General features: G+C 69.3%; 13 protein-coding genes and 1 pseudogene. 7 read left to right on the top strand and 7 right to left on the bottom strand.

Annotated elements, in window-relative coordinates; translation table 11 throughout:
- The first annotated feature begins 124 nt into the window (after positions 1 to 124).
- The 3 genes from ACIPSA_RS29625 to ACIPSA_RS29635 all read left to right on the top strand — a co-directional run bounded on the left by ACIPSA_RS29625 (position 125) and on the right by ACIPSA_RS29635 (position 1,939).
- The gene (locus ACIPSA_RS29625) at positions 125 to 1,414 is read left to right on the top strand and encodes a cellulose binding domain-containing protein (protein WP_402639767.1); all 1,290 of its coding nucleotides are present in this window, start codon (positions 125 to 127) and stop codon (positions 1,412 to 1,414) included.
- Between the two features lie 72 nt (positions 1,415 to 1,486).
- Complete coding sequence (locus tag ACIPSA_RS29630; RefSeq protein ID WP_402639769.1) at positions 1,487 to 1,687, top strand: hypothetical protein; 201 nt, start codon at positions 1,487 to 1,489, stop codon at positions 1,685 to 1,687.
- Positions 1,688 to 1,750: 63 nt separating this feature from the next.
- Complete coding sequence (locus tag ACIPSA_RS29635) at positions 1,751 to 1,939, top strand: substrate-binding domain-containing protein (protein ID WP_402639886.1); 189 nt, start codon at positions 1,751 to 1,753, stop codon at positions 1,937 to 1,939.
- Positions 1,940 to 2,010: 71 nt separating this feature from the next.
- Here the strand turns inward: ACIPSA_RS29635 and ACIPSA_RS29640 are convergent, their stop codons facing one another.
- The 7 genes and pseudogenes from ACIPSA_RS29640 to ACIPSA_RS29670 form a co-directional block, all read right to left on the bottom strand.
- Positions 2,011 to 3,780 (bottom strand): cellulase family glycosylhydrolase, encoded by a 1,770-nt coding sequence (locus ACIPSA_RS29640; RefSeq protein ID WP_402639771.1) that lies wholly within the window; start codon positions 3,778 to 3,780, stop codon positions 2,011 to 2,013.
- 232 nt (positions 3,781 to 4,012) lie between these two features.
- Positions 4,013 to 5,524, bottom strand: coding sequence for a glycoside hydrolase family 43 protein (locus ACIPSA_RS29645; protein WP_402639773.1), 1,512 nt, complete (start codon positions 5,522 to 5,524; stop codon positions 4,013 to 4,015).
- A 44-nt stretch (positions 5,525 to 5,568) separates the two neighbouring features.
- Complete coding sequence (locus ACIPSA_RS29650; RefSeq protein WP_402639775.1) at positions 5,569 to 7,704, bottom strand: alpha-galactosidase; 2,136 nt, start codon at positions 7,702 to 7,704, stop codon at positions 5,569 to 5,571.
- Positions 7,705 to 7,720: 16 nt separating this feature from the next.
- On the bottom strand, positions 7,721 to 8,122 hold the full coding sequence (locus ACIPSA_RS29655; protein WP_402639776.1) for a beta-galactosidase: 402 nt from the start codon (positions 8,120 to 8,122) through the stop codon (positions 7,721 to 7,723).
- Between the two features lie 1,242 nt (positions 8,123 to 9,364).
- Positions 9,365 to 10,258: pseudogene (locus ACIPSA_RS29660) on the bottom strand (GDSL-type esterase/lipase family protein); the annotation flags it as partial.
- Between the two features lie 251 nt (positions 10,259 to 10,509).
- Positions 10,510 to 11,928 (bottom strand): RICIN domain-containing protein, encoded by a 1,419-nt coding sequence (locus tag ACIPSA_RS29665; protein WP_402639888.1) that lies wholly within the window; start codon positions 11,926 to 11,928, stop codon positions 10,510 to 10,512.
- A gap of 431 nt (positions 11,929 to 12,359) precedes the next feature.
- Positions 12,360 to 14,591 carry an alpha-L-fucosidase gene (locus ACIPSA_RS29670; protein WP_402639779.1) on the bottom strand — a complete coding sequence of 744 codons (2,232 nt, stop codon included), beginning with the start codon at positions 14,589 to 14,591 and terminating at the stop codon, positions 12,360 to 12,362.
- 462 nt (positions 14,592 to 15,053) lie between these two features.
- Here ACIPSA_RS29670 and ACIPSA_RS29675 point away from each other — a divergent pair, with 462 nt between their 5' ends.
- The 4 genes from ACIPSA_RS29675 (at position 15,054) to ACIPSA_RS29690 (ending at position 20,206) form a co-directional block, all read left to right on the top strand.
- Complete coding sequence (locus tag ACIPSA_RS29675) at positions 15,054 to 16,118, top strand: sugar ABC transporter substrate-binding protein (RefSeq protein WP_402639782.1); 1,065 nt, start codon at positions 15,054 to 15,056, stop codon at positions 16,116 to 16,118.
- 45 nt (positions 16,119 to 16,163) lie between these two features.
- Entirely contained in the window at positions 16,164 to 17,726 is a 1,563-nt protein-coding gene (locus ACIPSA_RS29680; protein ID WP_402639784.1) for a sugar ABC transporter ATP-binding protein, read from the top strand.
- A 4-nt stretch (positions 17,727 to 17,730) separates the two neighbouring features.
- Complete coding sequence (locus ACIPSA_RS29685) at positions 17,731 to 18,774, top strand: ABC transporter permease (RefSeq protein ID WP_402639889.1); 1,044 nt, start codon at positions 17,731 to 17,733, stop codon at positions 18,772 to 18,774.
- Positions 18,775 to 18,871: 97 nt separating this feature from the next.
- A complete protein-coding gene (locus ACIPSA_RS29690; RefSeq protein WP_402639786.1) occupies positions 18,872 to 20,206 on the top strand; it encodes an L-fuconate dehydratase in 1,335 nt (444 codons plus the stop codon).
- Positions 20,207 to 20,213 lie beyond the last annotated feature (7 nt).

The raw sequence follows: 20,213 nt of genomic DNA on the forward strand, positions 1-20,213 counted from the left end.
ATGGGCCTCCTGCCGGCGTTCGCCGTCGTTCCCGCCGCGGTGCAGCCCACCGCGGCCCGGGGAGACAACCCACCGCGACAGCCCGGCGGCGAGGCACATCTCGCAGCCCACAGAAGGGAGTTGCATGATGACCAGGACAAGATCCCTCTTATGGCCCGCCGTGGTCGCTGTGCTGATCGTCCTGAGCATGGGCGGCACGGCACTGGGAGCCGGCCATGGCGAGAACACGCCAGGAGCGGCCTCCGGCCCGGCCGCCGCGACCGTCAGCACCGCTGCCGCGAGCCCCGGATGCGGCAAGGTCCCCACACTGACGAGCGGTACGCACACGATCCAGAGCAACGGCAAGAACCGGAGCTTCATCCTGCGGATTCCGGACGGTTACGACCGCAACCGCGCCTATCGGCTGGTCTTCGGGTTCCACTGGTGGGGCGGCACCTCCACCGACGTCGCCACAGGCCGCACCGTGGAAACGGGCACCTGGGCCTACTACGGGCTCCAGCGGCTCGCGAACAACAGCGCCATCTTCGTGGCGCCCCAAGGCCTCGACAACGGCTGGGCCAACTCCGGCGGGGAAGACGTCACCTTCGTCGACGACATGATCAGGCGGATCGAGTCGGACCTGTGCGTCGACACGACCCAGCGCTTCGCCCTCGGCTTCAGCTACGGCGCCGCCATGTCATACGCGCTCGCGTGTTCCCGGGCGACAGTCTTCCGCGCGGTCGCGGTCCAGAGCGGCGGGCAGCTCAGCGGATGCAGCGGCGGCACCCAGCCCATCGCCTACCTCGGGGTGCACGGCCTGAGGGACAGTGTCCTCGGCATCTCCGGGGGACGGGCGTTGCGGGACAGGTTCGTCAGGAACAACGGCTGCACCCCCCAGAACCCGCCGGAGCCGGCGCAGGGCAGCCTGACACACCGGGTCACCACCTACTCGGGCTGCTCGGCCGGACATCCGGTCGCCTGGGCCGCGTTCGACGAAGGACACATCGCCGCTCCCCAGGACGGGGCCGCAGGTGACAGCGGCTCCAGGACGTGGCTGCCGGGAGAGGTGTGGAAGTTCTTCACGCAGTTCCAGACCTCCAGCCCGCCGCCGGGGACAGCGACCTGCCGGGTGACCGACACCGTCCGCGCCTGGAGCACCGGCCTGACCTCGAACATCACCCTCACCAACACCGGCACCACGACGATCGACGGCTGGTCCCTGGTCTTCACCCTGCCCGACGGCCAGACCGTCACCGCCGGCTGGAACGCGGACTACTCGCCCGCCTCCGGCAGGGTGACGGCCAGGAACGTGTCCCACAACGCCACCATCGCACCCGGCGCGTCCGTCGACATCGGATTCCAGGCCGCCCACACCGGCGATACCGCCACGCCCATCGCCTTCACCCTCAACGGCACCCCTTGCGCCGTGACCTGACCGGCAAGGGGCTCCGGGGCCGGATACCGATCGGCTCCGCCCCGGAGCACGGTCCGACACAGCCGCGGGTACGTGCGAGGCGCTGGAGACGGTCAGGCGGCGACCCGGCATCTGCTCGGACTGGGGTACCGGCGCATCGCTATGATCAGCGGCCCGGATCACCCCTTCTGCCTCGCCCGGCTGTCCGGTTACTCGTCGGCGCTCGTGGAAGCCGGCCTGCTCATGGAATCCGACCTGCTGGTGAAGACCCAGCTCACGCGCGAGCACGGGTAAGCCGCGGCGCGGGAGCTGCTGTCCCGCACCGATCGCCCCACCGCCGTCTTCACCGCGAACGAGATACAGGCGCTCGGTGTCTACCAAGCCGCACGGGAGTTGGGGTTGCGCATCCCGCACGATCTCAGCTTGGTGGGCTTCGACGACATACCGGCCGTGAGCGGGATGGATCCGCCCTTGACCACCGTCCATCAGCCGTTGGCCACCACTCTGACCGTCCGGGAGAGCACGGCCCCGCCAAAGGCGGAGTGAGGCGGCGCGGAGAGCCGCCGGTGCCCTGGTTGCTCGGGACGTGGGCAACCAGGGCGGGGGCGGCCGGTCGGTCAGGAGTCCTTGACGGCCGTACCGGTGACCGAGTCTCCGGACTTCATGACCTTGTACTTCAGTTTGGCGCCGCTGTGGAAGTGGAAGGTCAGCGTCGCCTGTTCGCCGTCACGCAGTGACTTCAGCATGTCGGTGGTCAGGATGATCGTGCCGTTCGGGTAGTCCGGCGAGAAGGCGCTGTTGAACTCCTGGAACGGAGTCCAGCTGGTCGGGCCGGCGTTGGTGCCGTCGGCATACGTGGCCTCCATGGTCGCCAGCTGGTCACCCTGGTACTTCGTGGGAATGGTGAACTTCGCGGCTGTGCCTGTGGCGTTCGACAGCACCGGAGTGTCGTAGGTGACCACGTCGATCTGCCAGGGGAGTCCGCGGGAGAACCGGGCCTGGAGCGTCGCGTTGACCCCGTAGTCGCGATCGCCGGTCAGCCGGGTCAGGGCCGGTGCCGTGAGGGTGAGCCGATCCCCGAAGACGGTGTAGTCCCGGCCCTCGGCAAGCTTGGTGTCGCCGTGCCACAGACCCCGGAACTCGGTGCCGTTCCGGTTCAGCGTGAGCGACTGGGCGGTGATCCGGCTCGACTTCGCCACGAAGACCTTGTCGAAGGAGGCGGTTCCCGAGCGGGTGGTCCAGCTCGACTTGATCCAGGCGAACAGGGCGGGGTCCCGCCACTTCAGGGTCTCCCGGTTCAGGTAGGCGTAGGTTCCCGGGTCCCACAGGGCGGTGGTGACACCGGCGACGCGTGCCGCGTGTCCGACGTGCTCGTAGTACTTCAGTGCCTCGCCCCGCTCGATGCGGGAGGGGTGGTTGTCGTCGGGATATCCGAGCAGGCCGTACTCGCCGACGTAGACGGGGATGCCCCTGGCGACGAAGGTGTTGTGCATGCGGGCGAAGGCGTCGTCCAGGTCGTTGCGGGCGACCTCGTCGTACCGGGTGCCGCCGGCGACGTTCACGCTGAACGGGTACCAGCCGTAGTAGTGCACGGTGGCGACCAGGTTGCTGTCGTGCAGCCCGCTGATCGTGGTGTACAGGTCGTCCATGAGGTCCTGGGAGGGGGTGCCGCCTTGGGTGGTCAGGACGAGCAGGCGGCTCTTGTTTCCGCCGCCCGAAGCGCGGACGATCTTGTGGAACGAGGTGTTGAGCTCGTTCATGAACTCGGTCTTCTGCGCGGCCGTGGCGTTGTCGAAGCCCGGTTCATTGACGCTTTCGAAGAGCAGGGTGCGCGGCTCGTTCTGGAACGTCGCGGAGATCTGGGTCCACAGGGCGTTGTAGCGGGCGAGCACGTTGTCGTGGGCGGTGGAGATCTTCGAGATCCACTGCCATGAGTCGTGGTGGACATTGAGCACGACGTAGAGGTTCTCGGCGAGCGCCCAGTCGACCACCTCCTGGACACGCTTCAGGTACGCGGCGTCGACGGTGTAGGGCGCGGTGGCGGACTGGTGTGCGCTCCAGGTCACCGGGATGCGGACGCTGCGGAAGCCCTGCGCCCGGATGGTTTCGAACAGCTCTCTGGTGGCCTTGGGGTTGCCCCAGGACGTCTCGTCCGGAATCGCGTCCAGAGTGTTGCCCAGGTTCCAGCTGGGCCGCATCGCGGCTACGGCGTCCATGGCGCGGGCCGGAACTCTGACCGTCGAGCGTGTCTGCTGTGCCGTGCCGCCGGGCGCGGCGAGCGCGGTGCTGCCGGACAGTCCCAGGATGACGAGCAGCGCCATCAGCAGGCCGGCCAGGCGTCCGGGGCCGCGGCTGCGGTGGTGCGCGGGTTGCCGCATGTCCTTCACGTGTCATGCCTTTCGGTCGGTCGTACGGGTGATCCGGTCCGTGGTCGGGCAGCGGTCAGGTGCCGCCGCCGGCCACGCCTGCCGTTGCAGGTCCATTGGGTGGTGTGTGTCGTGCCGTCCTCGGGGGTCAGGGTCGGACCGTCGAGCCGGTCGGTGAGGACGTGTCAGCCGGCCCTCGTCGCCACATGGCGGAGCGTCCTGTGTCCCCGTCAGCAGAGGGAGAGGGCCTGGTTCAGCCGTCGAGGGGCTCGTAGTCGAACCAGTCGAAGTAGACGGTGCCTGCCGCGGCGTACATGCCGATGACCCGACCCGTGAAGCCGCCGGCGACCTCGGTCGACAAGTAGCGGCCGTCGAGGGTCGCGAGCTCGGTGAACGTGCCGTCGGGCTGCTCGACGCCGAGGGAGATCACGTCGGGTCCGGTGCACGGCCCTTGTGGAGACGGCGGTTCCGTGATCGTGACGGCGAGGACCACCGACCCGGCGGGCACGGACCGCGCGGCCACGACCGTGCGCAGGGAGCCGACGCGCGCGACCACCCGCACCCGCGTGCCGGACACCTCGATCGCGTAGTGGTGTCGCTCGTCGAGCCGGACGGCGAGGCCACCGCTTCCCGCCGCAGCATCGACCAGGGCGCGCGCCCGGCACGACAGATGCTGCTGGCGCCGGCCGGTGAACACCACGTCGGGCTCGTCCAGGGAACTGCCCCGCGCGCGGAGCGTCAGCCAGCCGGGGCGCTCCTTGGTGGTGCAGTGCTCGGCGGGCCGGTCGCGCGGGGAGATCCAGGACGGTCGCAGTTCGGCGAGCTCGAAGTCGTCCCGGTGCTCCTCGACGGGGCCGGGGGAGAGCGGCCACGGGAGCTCGGGCAGGTCCAGGGCGACCTCGCCGACGACCGGCCAGCCGTCCACCCAGGTCACGGGCGCCAGGAAGGTCTCCCGGCCGAGCACGTGCCAGCCCGGCGTGCCGCCGCCCGGCCGGACGCCGAGCAGCACCATCCACCAGGAGCCGTCGGGGCCCTGGACCAGGTCGGCGTGCCCGGTGTTCTGCACGGGGTGGTCGGTGCCGCGATGGGTGAGGATCGGGTTGGCCGGGCACGGCTCGAAAGGGCCGGCGGGCGTACGGCCGCGGGCGATCGAGACAGCGTGGCCGCGCTCGGTGCCGCCCTCGGCGATGAGCAGGTACCAGTAGTCGCCGATCCGGTACAGGTGCGGCGCCTCCGGGGCCTTGGCTCCGGGTCCGCCGGACCAGAGCCTGTGCGGTGTCCCGTACGTCTGCCCGGTGGACGGGTCGATACGGACCTGCGAGACCCCGGCGACCGTGCACCAGCAGGTGCCGTCCTCGTCCCAGACCAGGTCGGGATCGATGCCGGGGACACCCGGCGCCCAGCTGGGGTCCGACCAGGGTCCGGCGGGGTCGGTGGCCGTGACGATCAGGTTGCCGCCGCCCTCGCTGCAGTTGGTGACGATCAGCCAGAAGCGGCCGTCGTGATGGCGCAGGGTGGGGGCGTAGATCCCGCCGGAGGACCACGAGTCCGACAGCCGCAGCTGCTCCGGCCGGTCCAGGGCGTTGCCGATCTGCGTCCAGTGCACCAGGTCGCGGCTGTGGAAGAGGGGCACACCGGGGAAGTACTCGAAGCTGGAGCAGGCCAGGTAGTAGTCGTCGCCGACGCGGCAGATGCTCGGGTCGGGGTGGAAGCCGGGGATGACGGGGTTGGCGTAGCGTCCGTCCGGCTGGAGCAGAGGGGGCACCCGATGGGTCCTCTCGTCGAGTAGTGAAGCGGGCGTGGGGTGGTTCAGGGAGCGCCGGGGTCCGTGGAGGTGATGCGGAGCAGGACGGCGGACGGCGCGGTGGGCAGGGTCAGGCTCAGCTCGGCCGTGTCGGGCATCCAGGCGGGAACGGCCCGACTGGCCGAGGGGTAGAGCAGGTCGACGCGGGCGGCGGTGTCCCGCAGGTGGGGCAGGTGAAGCGTCGCCGTGGAGTCGGTTCCGGGGCGGCGCCAGGCGGTGAGGTAGGTGGTGGCGGGAGTGCGCAGGGCCAGGGCGATCCAGGGGTCGTCCCAGGCAGGAAGGCCGAGTGGCCAGGAGGGCACGGCTTGCGGAAGGTCGGCGCGGATGGCCTTGTACGCCGCTACCGCCTCGTGGACCAGGGCGCGGGCCTCCGGCTCGAGTTCGGGAATGCGGCCGGAGAGATGGATCCGGCCGAGGAGCGCGTTGGCCATGGTGAAGGCCACCTCGTCGAGGGAGTCCTCCGGCTGGGGGTACGCCCAGACGGCACCCTGTTCGGGGGTGACGGCGGTGGGTGCGGAAGCCGCGATGGGCGCGTAGAGGTGGAGGTTCTGCTGATCGCTCGTGGACTGCAGCTGCATCCGGGACAGCAGGGCGTGGTCCCAGCGCATGCCGCCGGAGGAGCAGTTCTCCACCACCAGGTGTGGGTACCGGTCGAGGATGCCGTCGAGCCAGTCGAGGTGCCCCCGGTTGTGGCCGAGCAGGCCGGCGCCCGGGGTCTCGCCGGGGTGGGCGCTGGTGCCGGAGCCGGGGTCGACGTTGTGGTCGAGTTTGAGGTAGCCGACGCCCCACTCGCCGACCAGGCGGTCCACGACCTGGTCCAGGTGGACACGGGCGGCCGGGTGGCGCAGGTCCAGGTGGTGCCGGCCGGCCTCCGTGACGCGGACGCCGTCGCGGCGGAAGAACGCCTCGTCGGGCAGGGACTTGGCCAGGGGGCTGCGTACGCCGATCACCTCCGGCTCCAGCCAGAGGCCGGGAACCATGCCGCGCTCCCGGATGCGGTCCAGCACCTCGTGGATCCCGCGCTCCCCGGGGAACCGGGAGGTGGCGGGCTCCCAGGCGCCGACGGTGTCCCACCAGCCGCCGTTGTCGCCGTCGTACCAGCCGGCGTCGATCACGAAGTATTCCGCGCCTGCGTCGGCGGCCGCGCCGATGTGAGGCAGCAGCTTCTCGGCCGTGGGGTCGCCCATCAGGCAGTTCATGTAGTCGTTGAAGATGACGGGCAGGCGCTGGTGGTCGGCGTGCGGGCGGCGTTGGGCGCGGCGGTAGCGGGTCAGCGCGGCGAACGCAGCGTCGGGGCCGCCGTCGGCCGTGAAGGACAGGGCGGCGGGCACGGTGCTGAAAGCGGCGCCCGGTTCAAGGGAGTGCCGCCAGCCGTGGTGGGTGTCGGTGGGTCCGAACAGTGCCGCGTAGGCCGCTCGGTCGTGCTCGCCGCACTCCCAGCGCCAGCCGCCGCCGTTGTGCTCGACCTGCCACACCCAGGTGCGGCCGGTGCGCCGGTCCGTCAGGCCGCCCATGGGGAGGTGTCCGCAGCTGGACCAGGTGCCCTGCCCGTTCAGGGCGAAGCCGGCTCTGCCGTTCGCGTGGCTCACGCGTCCGCCGTGGGCCGGTGTGGTCAGACGCATCGGCTGTCGCCGCCAGCGGCATTCGGCGAGCCAGTCGTTCTCCGCCCACAGCAGGTCCGCGGCGTCGACGGCTGCCGGGACCTGAGGGGTGAGGCAGCCCACCGCGAGCGAGCTGACCGACTCCAGATGCAGCGTGCTCTGCCCCTCGTTGCGCACGGTCACCTCGCTGCGGAGCACGGGGATGCCGTTCGGTGACCGGTAGGTCACCTCAGCGACCAGCCCGGTTTCCGGATCGTGGAGGTGGAGGGTCAGCGTGTGCCAGTCGCCGTCGCAGGTCGCGCGGTGGGTCCGGTGGCGCAGACGTTCGCCGAGAGCGGTGCCGACGAGGCGGTTGCCCGACCAGCCGCGGCCGTGCCCCGCGGCCGTCACTTCCACCAGGGGCAGGGACGCACCGGGGATGCTCTGTGTTTCGCCGGGCAGCCCGAGGTGCGTCAGGCGCGGGCTGCCGTCGTCATCGAGGACGATCTCGAGCCGGAGGGCCTCGTGCCCCCAGTGGAAGGTCCCTTGTTCCTTGGTCATGGCGGCCCCTTCGAGGTCAGTGCCCGCGCAGGACGGCGCAGCCACCGGGCGGGACTTCGTGCATGACTGCGCCGGTGAGCAGGTCGTGGACGGGTTTCGGCAAGGGCACGGCAGCGGTGCCCTGGTTGATCAGGAAGTGCCGGTGGCGGCCGTCGGGTGCGTGCCGGGTGACGGCTTCGGCACCGGCCGGCAGACCCGGCAGCTCGTCGATGTGGGCGTCGAGCCAGGCGAAGTCGTAGCGTCCCTCATACGGTTCGAGCAGGGGCCACGAGAATGCTCCCACGGTGGCCAGGTCGACCCTGGCCCGGCGCATGAGCTCGTCGTCCTCCTTCCGGACCGGCTCGTCCCACTGCTCGGGGTTGTGGTCGCCGCCGAAGGCGAGGCCGCCCAGGCGGGCGATGATGCTGCGTGCCGTCATTACGGTTCCTCGGATACGGAAAGGCGGGTTGTGCTGTGGCGGACCGTCAAGGTTGGTGTTAGCAGTACTTGTTCGTCCCGGGCGCTCGCCCCGCAGCGCGGCGGCAAGTCGGCGATCACCCGGTCGACCGCCACCCGGCCCAGTTCCCGCGTCGGGCCGGACACGGCTGTGAGCGCGGGCGCGTGGCCCGGCGAGCTGCTCCGGGCACAGGGTCAGCGCCCCCGCCGCGCTTTGCGGTTCAACTCATGACTCATGGCTGCGGTCTTCTTGCGGCAGAGTTGTCGAAGCGCTTCACCACAGGCGAAAAGTTAACGGACAGGTTTCGTGTGAAACAAGGGCCCCTCCCGTAGGAAACTTTCCGATGTTGGGGCATTGACAGCCCGGCAGCGAGACTGGCACTGTCGAAGCGCTTCGACGCCTAGCTTCGAGTTGGCTCCGCACTGGCCTTCCGAGGGGGCGCGCCGCGGGCTCGGCGTCCTTTTCCGGCACGACCGCCTTTCCTTCTGCGATCCCGGATCGGAGGGGCACAGAGCGCCGCCGAGCGGCTCGAACGGCTCACGCGCGACGAGCGGTTCGCGATGTCGCACCAGTACGATCCGGCCGTCGCCGCGCCTGGGAGACACCGTGGTCTCCCACACTCGTCGCCTGGCCCGTGACGGCGAGCGCCGCACGACCGGCGCCGAGGCGACGGTCTACTGGTCGATGGCCATGGTCGGTCGTGGACCGCCGCTTGGCCCGCTGCCCGGTCCGGCCGCACCGCGGGCAGGCGCCCCTCCACCCTCCGACACCCCGTCCATGCCGGAATCGACCGCCAACTCCTGGCAGGTCGCAGCCCCCGCCGAGCCGGGCCCGGACGGCTGCCGCCTCACGGATGCGCTGGTAGTCCACCGGCAGCACCCACCCGGCCAGTCTCTCGCGCCACATCGGCACCTGCGACTTCGGCTTCGCCGCCTGCGGCCGAGCGGATGATGGCCCACTCGTGCCATTCCCGCTCCGGCACGGCCGGCTCTGCCTGGATGCGGTCAGCCTCCTCCTGCAGCTCATCCAGTCGGGCGAGCACCCAGTTCGCGCTGTTCCCGCAGGCCGACCACAGACGGCGCCCACGCCCCCTACAGCAGCGACGACATGACAAGCCGTCACTCTCACCCGATCACCGTCCCTATGCCCCCACCTGACGCGTGGGCCGGCGCGTCGAACTGCATCTCGTTGAGGCAGAAGTGGTCAGCGGGCATGGCCTTCGGTGCCGCCGGCGGCGTCGAGGCACTTGCCCATGGAGCGCAGGGGGCCGTCGGTGTAGGCGGATCAGAGCTGGTTGGCGGTGTCGCTGCAGCCCCAGATCTGGACGGCGGTCCCGTCGGCGGTGCTGGCACCGTTGACATCCAGGCACTTGCCGGCGGTGCCGGACTCCGCGCGTGCGGCGGCGGGGGCGGGGTTCCTCAGCCACCCGGCGCTGTCCGCGGCCCGGATGCCGCGGTGGAAGGCGTCGGCCATCTTCTGGTAGCCCGAATCGTTGGGATGCAGGGCGTCGGCCAGGTCGGCCGTGGTCAGGCTGCGCATGTCCACGTATGCGACCTTCTTGCCCGCCGCCTGTGCGTCGCTCACGATTTGGGGGACGGCGCGGTTGTATGCGGCCCTGTACTGTTCCTCCGAGCCGCTGGTGGACACGACCAGGGAGGCCACGAGGACGGTTGCGTCGGGGACGGCGGCGGTGATCTGGTTGACCAGCGACTTCAGCCGGTCGCTGGCTGTGGAGACCTGGTAGCTCTCGTTGAGATCGTTGGTGCCGATCTCCAGCGTCACGACGTTGGGCCGGTAGCGGGTCAGCGAAGCGTCGGCGAGTGCGGCGATCTGGTGGATTTTGTATCCGCAGTGGCCTTCGTTGTCAGGGTCGGACATCGAACCGCCCCGCAACGTGCCGACGAAGTCCAGCGGATGGCCGTCCGCGGCGAGCTTGTCCCACAACGGACCCCGGTAGCCGTTGCCCGTGCTGCTTCCCACGCCCCAGGTTATCGAGTCGCCCAACGGCAGGACCCGCAAGGGCGTGTTGGAGGCGGCGGCAGGGGTCACACCTGCCGCCGTCACCCCGGGCACGGCAGCGACAAGCGTGATCAGGGGGAGAAGCCGAGATCTTCTCATGCAGGCGTCCTCTACTACGAGTGGGTGCTGAAGCAACGGGGCTGATCGCCGTTCGCGTCAGCAGCTCGGCCGCCGTGCCGTCCCGTGGGTGTCGGCGGCCGCCTGACGTACTGGCAGAACGGCGTGGGTGGGGGAGCCTCTTGCGCTGTGAGCGTTGACGACACCGAGCCTCTCCGGTGTCCCCTCTGCCCCGGCCCTCCTGTACCGAGCGGGTTCGGCCCTGACGGCCCCTTAGCGCACTCGTACAGATATCACGCAGATCCCCGGCTGGACGTCCCATGGATGCCAGATTTTGGGGATCGGCGCCACAGGAGCGAGTTCTGTGCCATTTTGTCCCGTCGTCGCTGCTCCGACGGCCCGCTTGCCTCCTTCTCCCTCTCAGCGCCGACCTCATTAACATCCCATGTTTCACTGCTGGTGTTCGACCCTATTCGATCGCGCTGCCCGCGGTTGAGTGAAGTTGTCGGTAGTCGTTCCACGGCGCCCTGGCCGGTGCGTTCCGGAACGCCGGGTGCCGGAGTGGGCGGCGCCGGCGCCTCCGCGCCCCGCTCGACCACAACGGCGGCACGTCCACCGAACGGGAATTCGATACGGTCATGGCTGACGCCCCGATCGTGCGTGCGCTCAACGGGGCGGCGTTGCCGGGCGGTGAGGGCGCCGTAGCTCACGTCGGCGTCGGTTGTCCGCTTGAGCTGGTCCGAGGTGCAGTCGCGGGAGGTCGAGAGGTTTCCGTAGCCCACCGTGAGGGAGTCCCCGATGAACTCCATCTGACGGTTGCGGGCCGTCGGTTTGCTCAGCACGGCCCCGCCGGGCGCGGCCACGAAGCCTCCGAACGTGCTGATGTCCCCCGGGGTGTCGTTGCGCTTGACGAGCCGGACGGTGTGCTCACGGTTCTGCAGGCCGTTGATCCAGTGCGTGGTGTTGCCGGGCCTGACGAGTGTGGCGACGGTGGTTCCGTCGACCTGGACGTCGTAGTCGGCGGCCGAGTCGTTGAGCACGATGCCGACGCCGGTGCCGCCCACGCGGCCCGCGAAGTACACGCCGGGCCAGCTGTACTGCACCGTGTTTCCGGCGTCCTTGACCCGCCCCGCGGTGTGCACCTGTGCCAGCACTCCCGTCGCGCGGACCAGTTGCCACTGCTGGTTGGCCCCGCCCCAGTCGGTGAACTGCACGACCTTGGCGCCGTCCGCGGTGGAGGCGTTCTCCACCTCGACGGCCTTGCCGCTGTTGCGGCTGATCAGACGGACGTAACCGTCCGGCGAGTCTGCCAGCCGGAACTGCTGGTTGGTGCCACCCGCATCGCTCCACTGCACGATGTCCGCGTGGTCGGCGCCGGAGTAGTTCAAGACGTCCAGCACCTTGCCGGAATGCTGTGCCTTCAGCCGGTAATAACCGCCGCCCGAGTCGACGAACTGGAACCGCTGATTGGCACCGCCATGGCGGGTCCACTGCTGGACGGCCGCCCCGTCGGCGGTACTCGCGCCCGACACGTCGAGCGCCTTGCCACTGCCCCGGTTGACCAGCACGTACCACGCGTTCGTCTCCACGGTGGCCGCCTGCGCCGTCCCGGCCGTGCCCAACCCGGCCAGAAGCACCGCCAGCAGAGCGGTCACCGCGGCGATCACCCCCGTACGCCTCCCGCGTCCCCACCCCCACGCCCTTAATGGCATATGCACTGTCTGCATGCGTGTCCCCTTCACCGAGTGAGGTCGCCCGTCCCCGGGACACGTGCCCCGAGTCAGGGCCCAGCAGCGTCGAATTTCGAACTGTTGGCCGGTGTCGCTGTTGCAGGTCCCCGGCGAGAGGGGTGCGTCATCAGCGGCCGCGGCCGACCATGCGTCCTCGGCCGCCGCAATCCTGTCGCGCGTATGGAGGTTCGCACCGCTTGCGGCCAGCGATAGCCGCGCCGCGGCACTGACTGCGGCTCCTTCACCTCCGCCGACGGCTGCGGCTGCGGCGGCACGATCCGTATCAGGGGCATCCATGGAGAACGGCTGCCCCTCACAGGCATGCACTGGAGCCGAACGTCGTGCAACCGACGCAGGTCCAGTTCGCCCGGAGCGGATCGCGCCGCCACGTCAGCGGCAGCGGGCTCCGCCGGCTACAGCGCGGTGAAGGTCCACAGCAGGTTGGTGCTGCTGCCGTAGGTCCATTGCTTGGTGACGGAGCCCGAGTCGACGTTTCCGCCGCCGTCGAGGACCAGGCCGGTGGTGCGGTTGGCGATCGAGTAGCGGTCGCCGCCCCGGTGGGTGATCGTCCACTGCTGGTTGGTGCCACCGTTCCAGGGGGCTTGCCTCGCGGCGGAGCCGTCGGCGGTGGCGCCCCAGCCGTCGGCGACCATGCCGTTGGTGCGGTTGACCAGCTTGTAGTAGCCGCCGCCGACCGCCTCCGCCTGCCACTGCAGGTTCGAACTGCCGTCCCAGGTCCACTGCTTGAGGTTGGCGCCGGAGGCCACGCCGCCGCCGCTGTCCAGGGCGAGACCGTCGGTGGCGTTGGTGATCCGGAAGTACGTCGCCGGGTTGAACTGGACCTTCAGTGAGGTGATCTGGTCGTTGTTGCCGGTGACTCTGAGGTCGGGGTTGTCGGCGGTGAAGGTCCAGGAGGTGCCGGTGAAGTTGTCTCCGGAGTAGCCGATCACCTGGTAGCCGGGTGCCGGCCGGACGGAGGAGACGGTGCCCGGTCCCGGACCGGCCGTCCTCAGGTCGGCCGCGGTGTGGTCGCCGAGGGTGAGCACGGCGGCCTTGCCGGTGTAGTCGACGTCCGTGAAGACGACGGCGCCGGCGAGCGGCTTCAGGGCGGGGATCGTGCCGGAGAAGGTGAGCTTCAGCACGTAGGCGCCCGCGTTGTACGGCGCCGAGGACGGCACGGTGACCGTGAGACCGGAGGCGCTCTGGGTCGGCGTCGGCAGGTCGATGTAGGTGCCGGCGGTGGTGCCGAGGAGCTTCACCGAGGTCAGCGACGAGAGGTTGATCCGGTCCGAGCTGAGGGTCTTGATCGTCAGGGGGCTGCCGGGCCAGCCCAGGACGGTGGCGTACAGGACGTTGTCGGCCTTGTTCCGGGTGAAGCGGATGTCCTGCGGGGTGCCGGCATGCGGGGTGGTGAACGCGCCGCCGCCCATCTTCGTCGGGCCCTCGCCGTACGCCGTCCAGGCGCGGGTCGCGTACACCGACTCGCCGAAGCGCTTCAGGTGGTCGCCGATACCGAGCAGGATGTCCTTCTGCGCCTGGGGGATGGTGCCGTCGGCCATCGGCGCGATGTTCAGCAGCACGTTGCCATTCTTGCTGACCCGGTCGATGAACGAGTGCAGCATCTGCTGGATGCTGTAGTAGCCGATGCCCTGCGTGTAGCACCAGCTGCTGCTGGAGATGCTGTCGTCGGTCAGCCAGTACGGGGTGGTGAGGTCGGCCGGGCCGCCGCGCTCGTAGTCGAAGACCTCGCCCTTGCCGTTCATGCCGTCCTTGTAGGTGGCGACGACCTCGCGGCCCCAGCTGTTGGCCTGGTTGTAGTAGTACGCCAGGAAGTTCAGGCGCTGGGTCTCGTCGACGGCGTCCAGCTTCCAGTCCTGCCACAGGATGTCGGGCTGAGCGCGGTCGATGACCTCCTTGAGCTTGTCGAACCAGCGCTGGTTCTCCGCGGTCGAACCCGTCTGCCCGTAGAGCTTCTTGAGGCTGGGATCCGTCTGCGCGGGGACGAATTCGTAGAAGCCGTTGAAGTGGTACGCGTGGTGCATCGCCACCAGCAGCTTCAGGCCCTTGGCGCGGATGGCCGTGGAGAACAGCCTCAGCAGGTCAAGCCCCGGGCCCTTGTTCACCGAGTTCCACTCGTTGACCTGGCTGTCCCACATGGAGAAGCCGTCATGATGCTCGGCGACCGGGCCGGCGAACCTGGCGCCGGCGTCGACGAACAGCTGCACCCACTCGTCGGGGTCGAACTTCCCGCCCGCCGACTTCAGCTTCGGCGCGAACTTCACGAAGTTGCCCGCGAGGTCCTGTGCCCCGTTGATGAAGTTGTGGTAGGGCCATGCCGACGGCTGGCCGTAGGTCGCGATGTGATGCTGGTTCGCGTTGCTTCCGGCCTGGTACATGCTGCGCGGGTACCACTCGTTGTCGAAGGCGGGGACGCTGAAGACGCCCCAGTGGAAGTAGATCCCGAACTTCGCGTCCTGGAACCACTCCGGGGCCGGCGGGTGCTGGTCGACCGAGTTCCAGTCGGGCGTGTACGTGCTGGGCGCCGCCTGGGCGACGTCGGCGCCGAACACACCTCCGGCAACGGTCGCTGCGGCCACGCAGGTGGCACCGGCCAGGAAGTGGCGTCTGTTGATCGAACTCGACATGGAGACATCCCTGGTGCGAAGGGGGCAGGGGGACACAGGGCAACACGAGTCGGCGTGGCTGCTGTGAATGAGGCGCCGCTTGTTACGCATGAAGGTCCGCCATGTCTCCCTGGGATGTCAACTGGTGTGCAGGGATGAAAGTGGCAGTACAGTCAGGCGAGTTGACCTATTTTGCTTCGCTTGGTTGCGTATTTCGACCATGCAAACATCGCATGTCTAGCAGGGCTTCGTGGCCAGTTCGAGTCATGGAGTGGGGGTGATTGATGGGATGGATGACCCTCTCGGTTGTCGCTTCTCTACAGGTGGACACGCCTGAACTGGGGGTTCGTCGCGATTCTGTGCGGAGGTCTGGACAGGGGCCGATTGCGCCTCTATAAACATCCCATCTCTAGTCCACGGCGATACGCAGATGTCGTCGAGGCGAAACATCTCCCGCTACGGGACCGGCGCGAGGAAGCACCGATGAGACTCAGAACCGCCCTCTGTTCCGCCGTCTCCGCCCTGTCCGCACTGGCGCTGCTCAGTGCGTGCGGCAGCGGCTCCACCACCTCGGCGTCGTCGAGTGGCAAGCCGCTGGTCGGCGTCGACTACCCGCGCTCCGACACCGACTTCTGGAACTCGTACATCAAGTACACACCCCAGTCAGCCAAGGAGCTGGGCCTGGAGCTGAAGACCACCAACTCGCAGAACGACGTCGCCAAGCTCACCGCCAACGCCCAGACGTTCATCAGCCAGGGCGTCAAGGGCGTCGCGATGGCCCCGCAGGACACGGCGGCCATCGCGCCCACCCTGGCGCAGATGGAGGCGAAGAAGATCCCGGTCGTCACCGTCGACACCCGCCCCGACACCGGCAAGGTCTACATGGTCGTACGGGCCGACAACCGCGCCTACGGCGAGAAGGCCTGCCAGTTCCTCGGCACCAAGCTCGGCGGCAAGGGCAAGGTCGTCATGCTTCAGGGCGACCTCTCCTCCATCAACGGCCGTGATCGCACAGAGGCGTTCAACGACTGCATGAAGAAGAATTACCCCGGCATCAAGGTCTTCGGTGAGGCCACCAACTGGGACGGGGCGGTCGCCGCCCAGAAGCTGCAGACCGATCTGACCGCGAACCCGGACATCAAGGGCGTCTACATGCAGTCCAGCTTCGCCCTGTCCGGCACTCTCCAAGTCCTCAAGCAGAAGGGCCTGTTGGTCGGCCCCAAGGACACGAAGCACGTCTTCGTCGTCTCCAACGACGGCATTCCCGAGGAGCTCAAGTCCATCGCCGCGGGCAAGATCGACGCCACCGTCTCCCAACCGGCCGACCTCTACGCCAAGTACGCCCTGTACTACCTCAAGGCCGCGATCGACGGAAAGACGTTCAAGCCCGGCAAGACCGACCACGACAGCACCATCATCCAGGTCCGCGACGGCCTGCTCGAGGACCAGCTCTCCGCCCCGCTCGTCACCGCGGACGGCGCCTCCTACGGCGGCGCACCCAGCGTCAAGAGCGACGACAAGTCCCTGTGGGGCAACAACCTCGGCTGATCCCTCTCCCGATGTCCAACGGCTCACGAGAACAAGGCGGTTGAGATGAGCGACGGGGATCGAGCAGCCACCCCCGCGCCCGCCCCGGCGGACGACGGACGGGCCCCGGCGGACCCGCCCGTCGTCGAGGCGACGGGCATAGTCAAACGATTCGGTCCGACGGTGGCCCTGAACGGCGCCCGGATCACCATCCGACCCGGCGAGACCCACGCGCTCGTCGGCCGCAACGGCGCCGGCAAGTCGACCCTGGTGTCGGTCCTCACCGGCCTCCACTCCCCCGACGAGGGAACGGTGACTTTCGGCGGCGAGCCCGCCCCGCGGCCCAGCGACCGCGACGCCTGGCGGAAGCGCGTGGCCTGCGTCTACCAGAAGTCGACGATCATTCCCACGCTGACCGTCGCCGAGAACCTCTTCCTGAACCGGCACGACCACGGACGCAGCCGCCTCATCAGCTGGGAGGCCACCCGCCGCCGCGCACAGGATGTGCTGTCGACGTGGTCGGTGGACGTCGACCCGCAGACCCCGGCCGGCGATCTGAGCGTGGAGCAAAGGCAGTTCGTCGAGATCGCCCGCGCGCTGTCCTTCGGGGCGCGGTTCATCATCCTCGACGAGCCGACCGCCCAACTCGACGGCGCCGCCATCAACCGTCTCTTCGGCCGCATCCGCGACCTGCAACGCCAGGGCGTGACGTTCCTGTTCATCAGCCACCATCTCCAGGAGATCTACGAGATCTGCGACATGGTGACGGTCTTCCGCGACGCCCGGCACATCGTGACTGCGCCGGTCGCGGAACTGCCCCGCGCCGACCTCGTCGCCGCCATGACCGGCGAGGCGGCCGCCGACCGGCGCGAGGAACGGGCCGGCAACCTCGACCCCGGCGCAACGGCAGCACTGAGCGTCCGCGCTTTGCGCGGCGACGCGTATGACGACGTCAGCTTCCAGGTGGGTGCCGGGGAGATCGTCGGACTCGCGGGTGCCGCCGGCAGCGGGCGCACCGAGGTCGCCGAGACCGTCGTAGGGCTGCGGGCGGCAGCAGCGGGCGAGGTGGAGATCGCCGGAAGCCGGCCCCGGCCGGGCAGCGTGCCGGCGGCGCTCGCCGCCGGTGCCGGGTTCGTCCCCGAGGACCGGCACCACCAGGGCTTCGTTCCCGACATGTCCATCGCGGACAACGCCACGCTGTCCGTACCGAAACGGCTTGGCCCCAACGGATTCCTGAGCCGCAGCCGCCGGGACCGGCTCGCCGAGGGCATGATCGAGAACCTCGCGATCAAGACTCCCGGGCCCGAACTGCCCGTCTCCGCCCTGTCCGGAGGCAACCAGCAGAAGGTCGTCATGGCCCGCGCCCTGGCGGACGACCCGCGCCTGCTGGTGCTGATCAACCCGACCGCGGGCGTGGACGTGCGCTCCAAGGAGTTCCTCCTCGGCAAGGTCGAGGAGACCGCGGAAACCGGCACCGGAGTGCTGATCGCCTCCGACGAACTCGATGACCTGCGCATGTGCGACCGGGTCCTGGTGATGTTCCAGGGCCGTGTGACCTCAGAGATCGCCCGCGGCTGGCACGACCACGACCTCGTTGCCGCGATGGAAGGAGTGGACCTGCATGCCTGAAGCAATGCCTGAAACCGTCCTCGCGGACACCGCCGCGGCCAAGACTGCCGAGCCGCGGGCCAAGCGGGCGGCCTTGCTCGGCGGCCGGATACCTCTGGCGCGACTGCGCGATCTGGCACTCGTACCGGCAATCGTGGTCATCGCGATCGTCGGACAGATCGTCAACCCCGTCTTCCTGCAGCCGGACAACCTCATCAACGTCCTGCAGACCATGTCCGAGATGGCCCTGCTGGTTCTCGCCCAGACGATGATCCTGATCGTCAAGAAGATGGATCTCTCCTTGGAGTCCACCATGGGCCTCGCGCCCGGTGTGGCGGCCTGGCTGGTGGTGCCGACCGGCGCGGGACACGGCCTCGGGCTTCTGCCCGGAGCCTGGGCGGTCCCGGCCACGCTCGCCGTGGGCGCCCTCGTCGGAGTGATCAACGCCCTGCTGATCATCCGCTTCGGCCTCAACGGCTTCATCGTCACCCTCGGCATGCTGATCGTCGTGCGCGGTGTCCTCACCGGCATATCGGGCGGTCAGACCTTCTTCCAGCTTCCGCAGTCGATGCTCTACCTGGGCACCGCCGAATGGTTCGGGATGCCCGCGTCCATCTGGATCTGCCTGCTGCTGTTCGCGATTGCCATTGTCGTCCTCGGCTGGACCAGCTTCGGCCGCTCGCTCTACGCCATCGGCGGCAACGTCGACGCCGCGAAGGCGGCCGGCATCCGCACCGACCGGGTGCTGTGGATCGTCATCGTCACCGGCAGCCTGCTCGCTGCGCTCGCCGGACTGATGCTCTCCGGACGCCTGGCCTCCGTCGCCTCGGCGCAGGGCAACGGCTACATCTTCACCGTCTTCGCCGCCGCCGTCATCGGCGGGATCAGCCTCAACGGCGGCAAGGGCACCATGTTCGGCGCCTTCAGCGGCATTCTGCTGCTCTTCATGATCCAGAACGTGCTCACCCTCGCCGGCGTCCCCGCGCAGTGGATCGGCGCCCTCAACGGCCTGATCATCCTGGTCGCGCTGACCATCTCGCGCATTACGGGCGGCAAGGTCCAGGAGTGAACCGGGCGGACGCCGTCCAGGCAGCCCGCCTCCCTTCCGCCGCCCACGTCTCATCGCCAGGGGCCGTACTGCCCCTGCTCTCACAGGAGTTGCCGCCATGTCATCCGCCCCGTCCGCTTCTCCGGCCTCTGCCCGCATCACCGCCTTGGACGTGCTGGACGTGCGTTTCCCGACGTCCGAGCACCTGGACGGGTCGGACGCGATGAACCCGGAACCCGACTACTCCGCCGCTTACGTCGTCCTGCGCACCGACGCGGGCGACGGACTCGAAGGGCACGCCCTGGCCTTCACCACCGGCCGCGGCAACGACGTGCAGGCCGCCGCCATCGCGGCCCTCGCCCCGCACGTGGTGGGCCTCTCGGTCGAGGAGGTCTGCGGCGACCTCGGCGCGTTCTCCCGCTCTCTCGTCCACGACCCCCAACTGCGCTGGCTCGGCCCGGAGAAGGGCGCCATCCACATGGCCACCGGCGCGGTCGTCAACGCCGCCTGGGACCTGGCCGCCAAGCGGGCCGGCAAGCCCGTGTGGCGCTTCCTCGGCGAGATGTCTCCGGAGGACCTGGTCGCCCAGGTCGACTTCCGCTGGCTCAGCGACGCCCTCACTCCCGAGGAGGCCCTAGAGATCCTGCGCCGCGCCGAGCCCGGCCGCGAGCAGCGCATCGGCCGCCTGCTCGACCAGGGATACCCCGCCTACACCACCACTCCCGGCTGGCTCGGCTACACCGACGAGAAGCTGGCCCGCCTCGCCCGCGAGGCCGTCGCGGACGGCTTCACCCAGATCAAGCTGAAGGTCGGCGCGTCCCTGGAGGACGACGTACGGCGCATGCGCACAGCCCGCGAGACCGTCGGCGACGGCATCCGCATCGCCGTCGACGCCAACCAGAGATGGGACGTCCAGGCCGCGATCGACTGGATGCACGCCCTGGCGCCCTACCAGCCGTACTGGATCGAGGAGCCAACCTCGCCCGACGACATCCTCGGCCACGCCGCCGTCCGCAAGGCCGTCAGCCCCATCAAGGTCGCCACCGGCGAACACGTCGCCAACCGGGTCGTCTTCAAGCAACTCCTCCAGGCCGGCGCGGTCGACATCGTGCAGATCGACTCCGCGCGGGTCGGCGGCGTCAACGAGAACATCGCGATCCTGCTGCTCGCCGCGAAGTTCGGCGTGCCCGTCTGCCCGCACGCGGGCGGCGTCGGCCTGTGCGAGATGGTCCAGCACCTGTCCATGTTCGACTACGTCGCCGTCTCCGGCACGACCGAGGACCGCGTCATCGAGTACGTCGACCACCTGCACGAGCACTTCGTCGACCCGGTGCGCATCGTCGACGGCCACTACCTGGCGCCGACGCTGCCGGGACTGAGCGCGCAGATGCACGCCGAGTCCCTCAAGGAGTACGCCTACCCCGACGGTCCCGTCTGGGCCTCCCGTGTCTGACGTGCCG

The organism is Streptomyces sp. NPDC086549, from assembly GCF_044746205.1.
GTDB lineage: Bacteria > Actinomycetota > Actinomycetes > Streptomycetales > Streptomycetaceae > Streptomyces.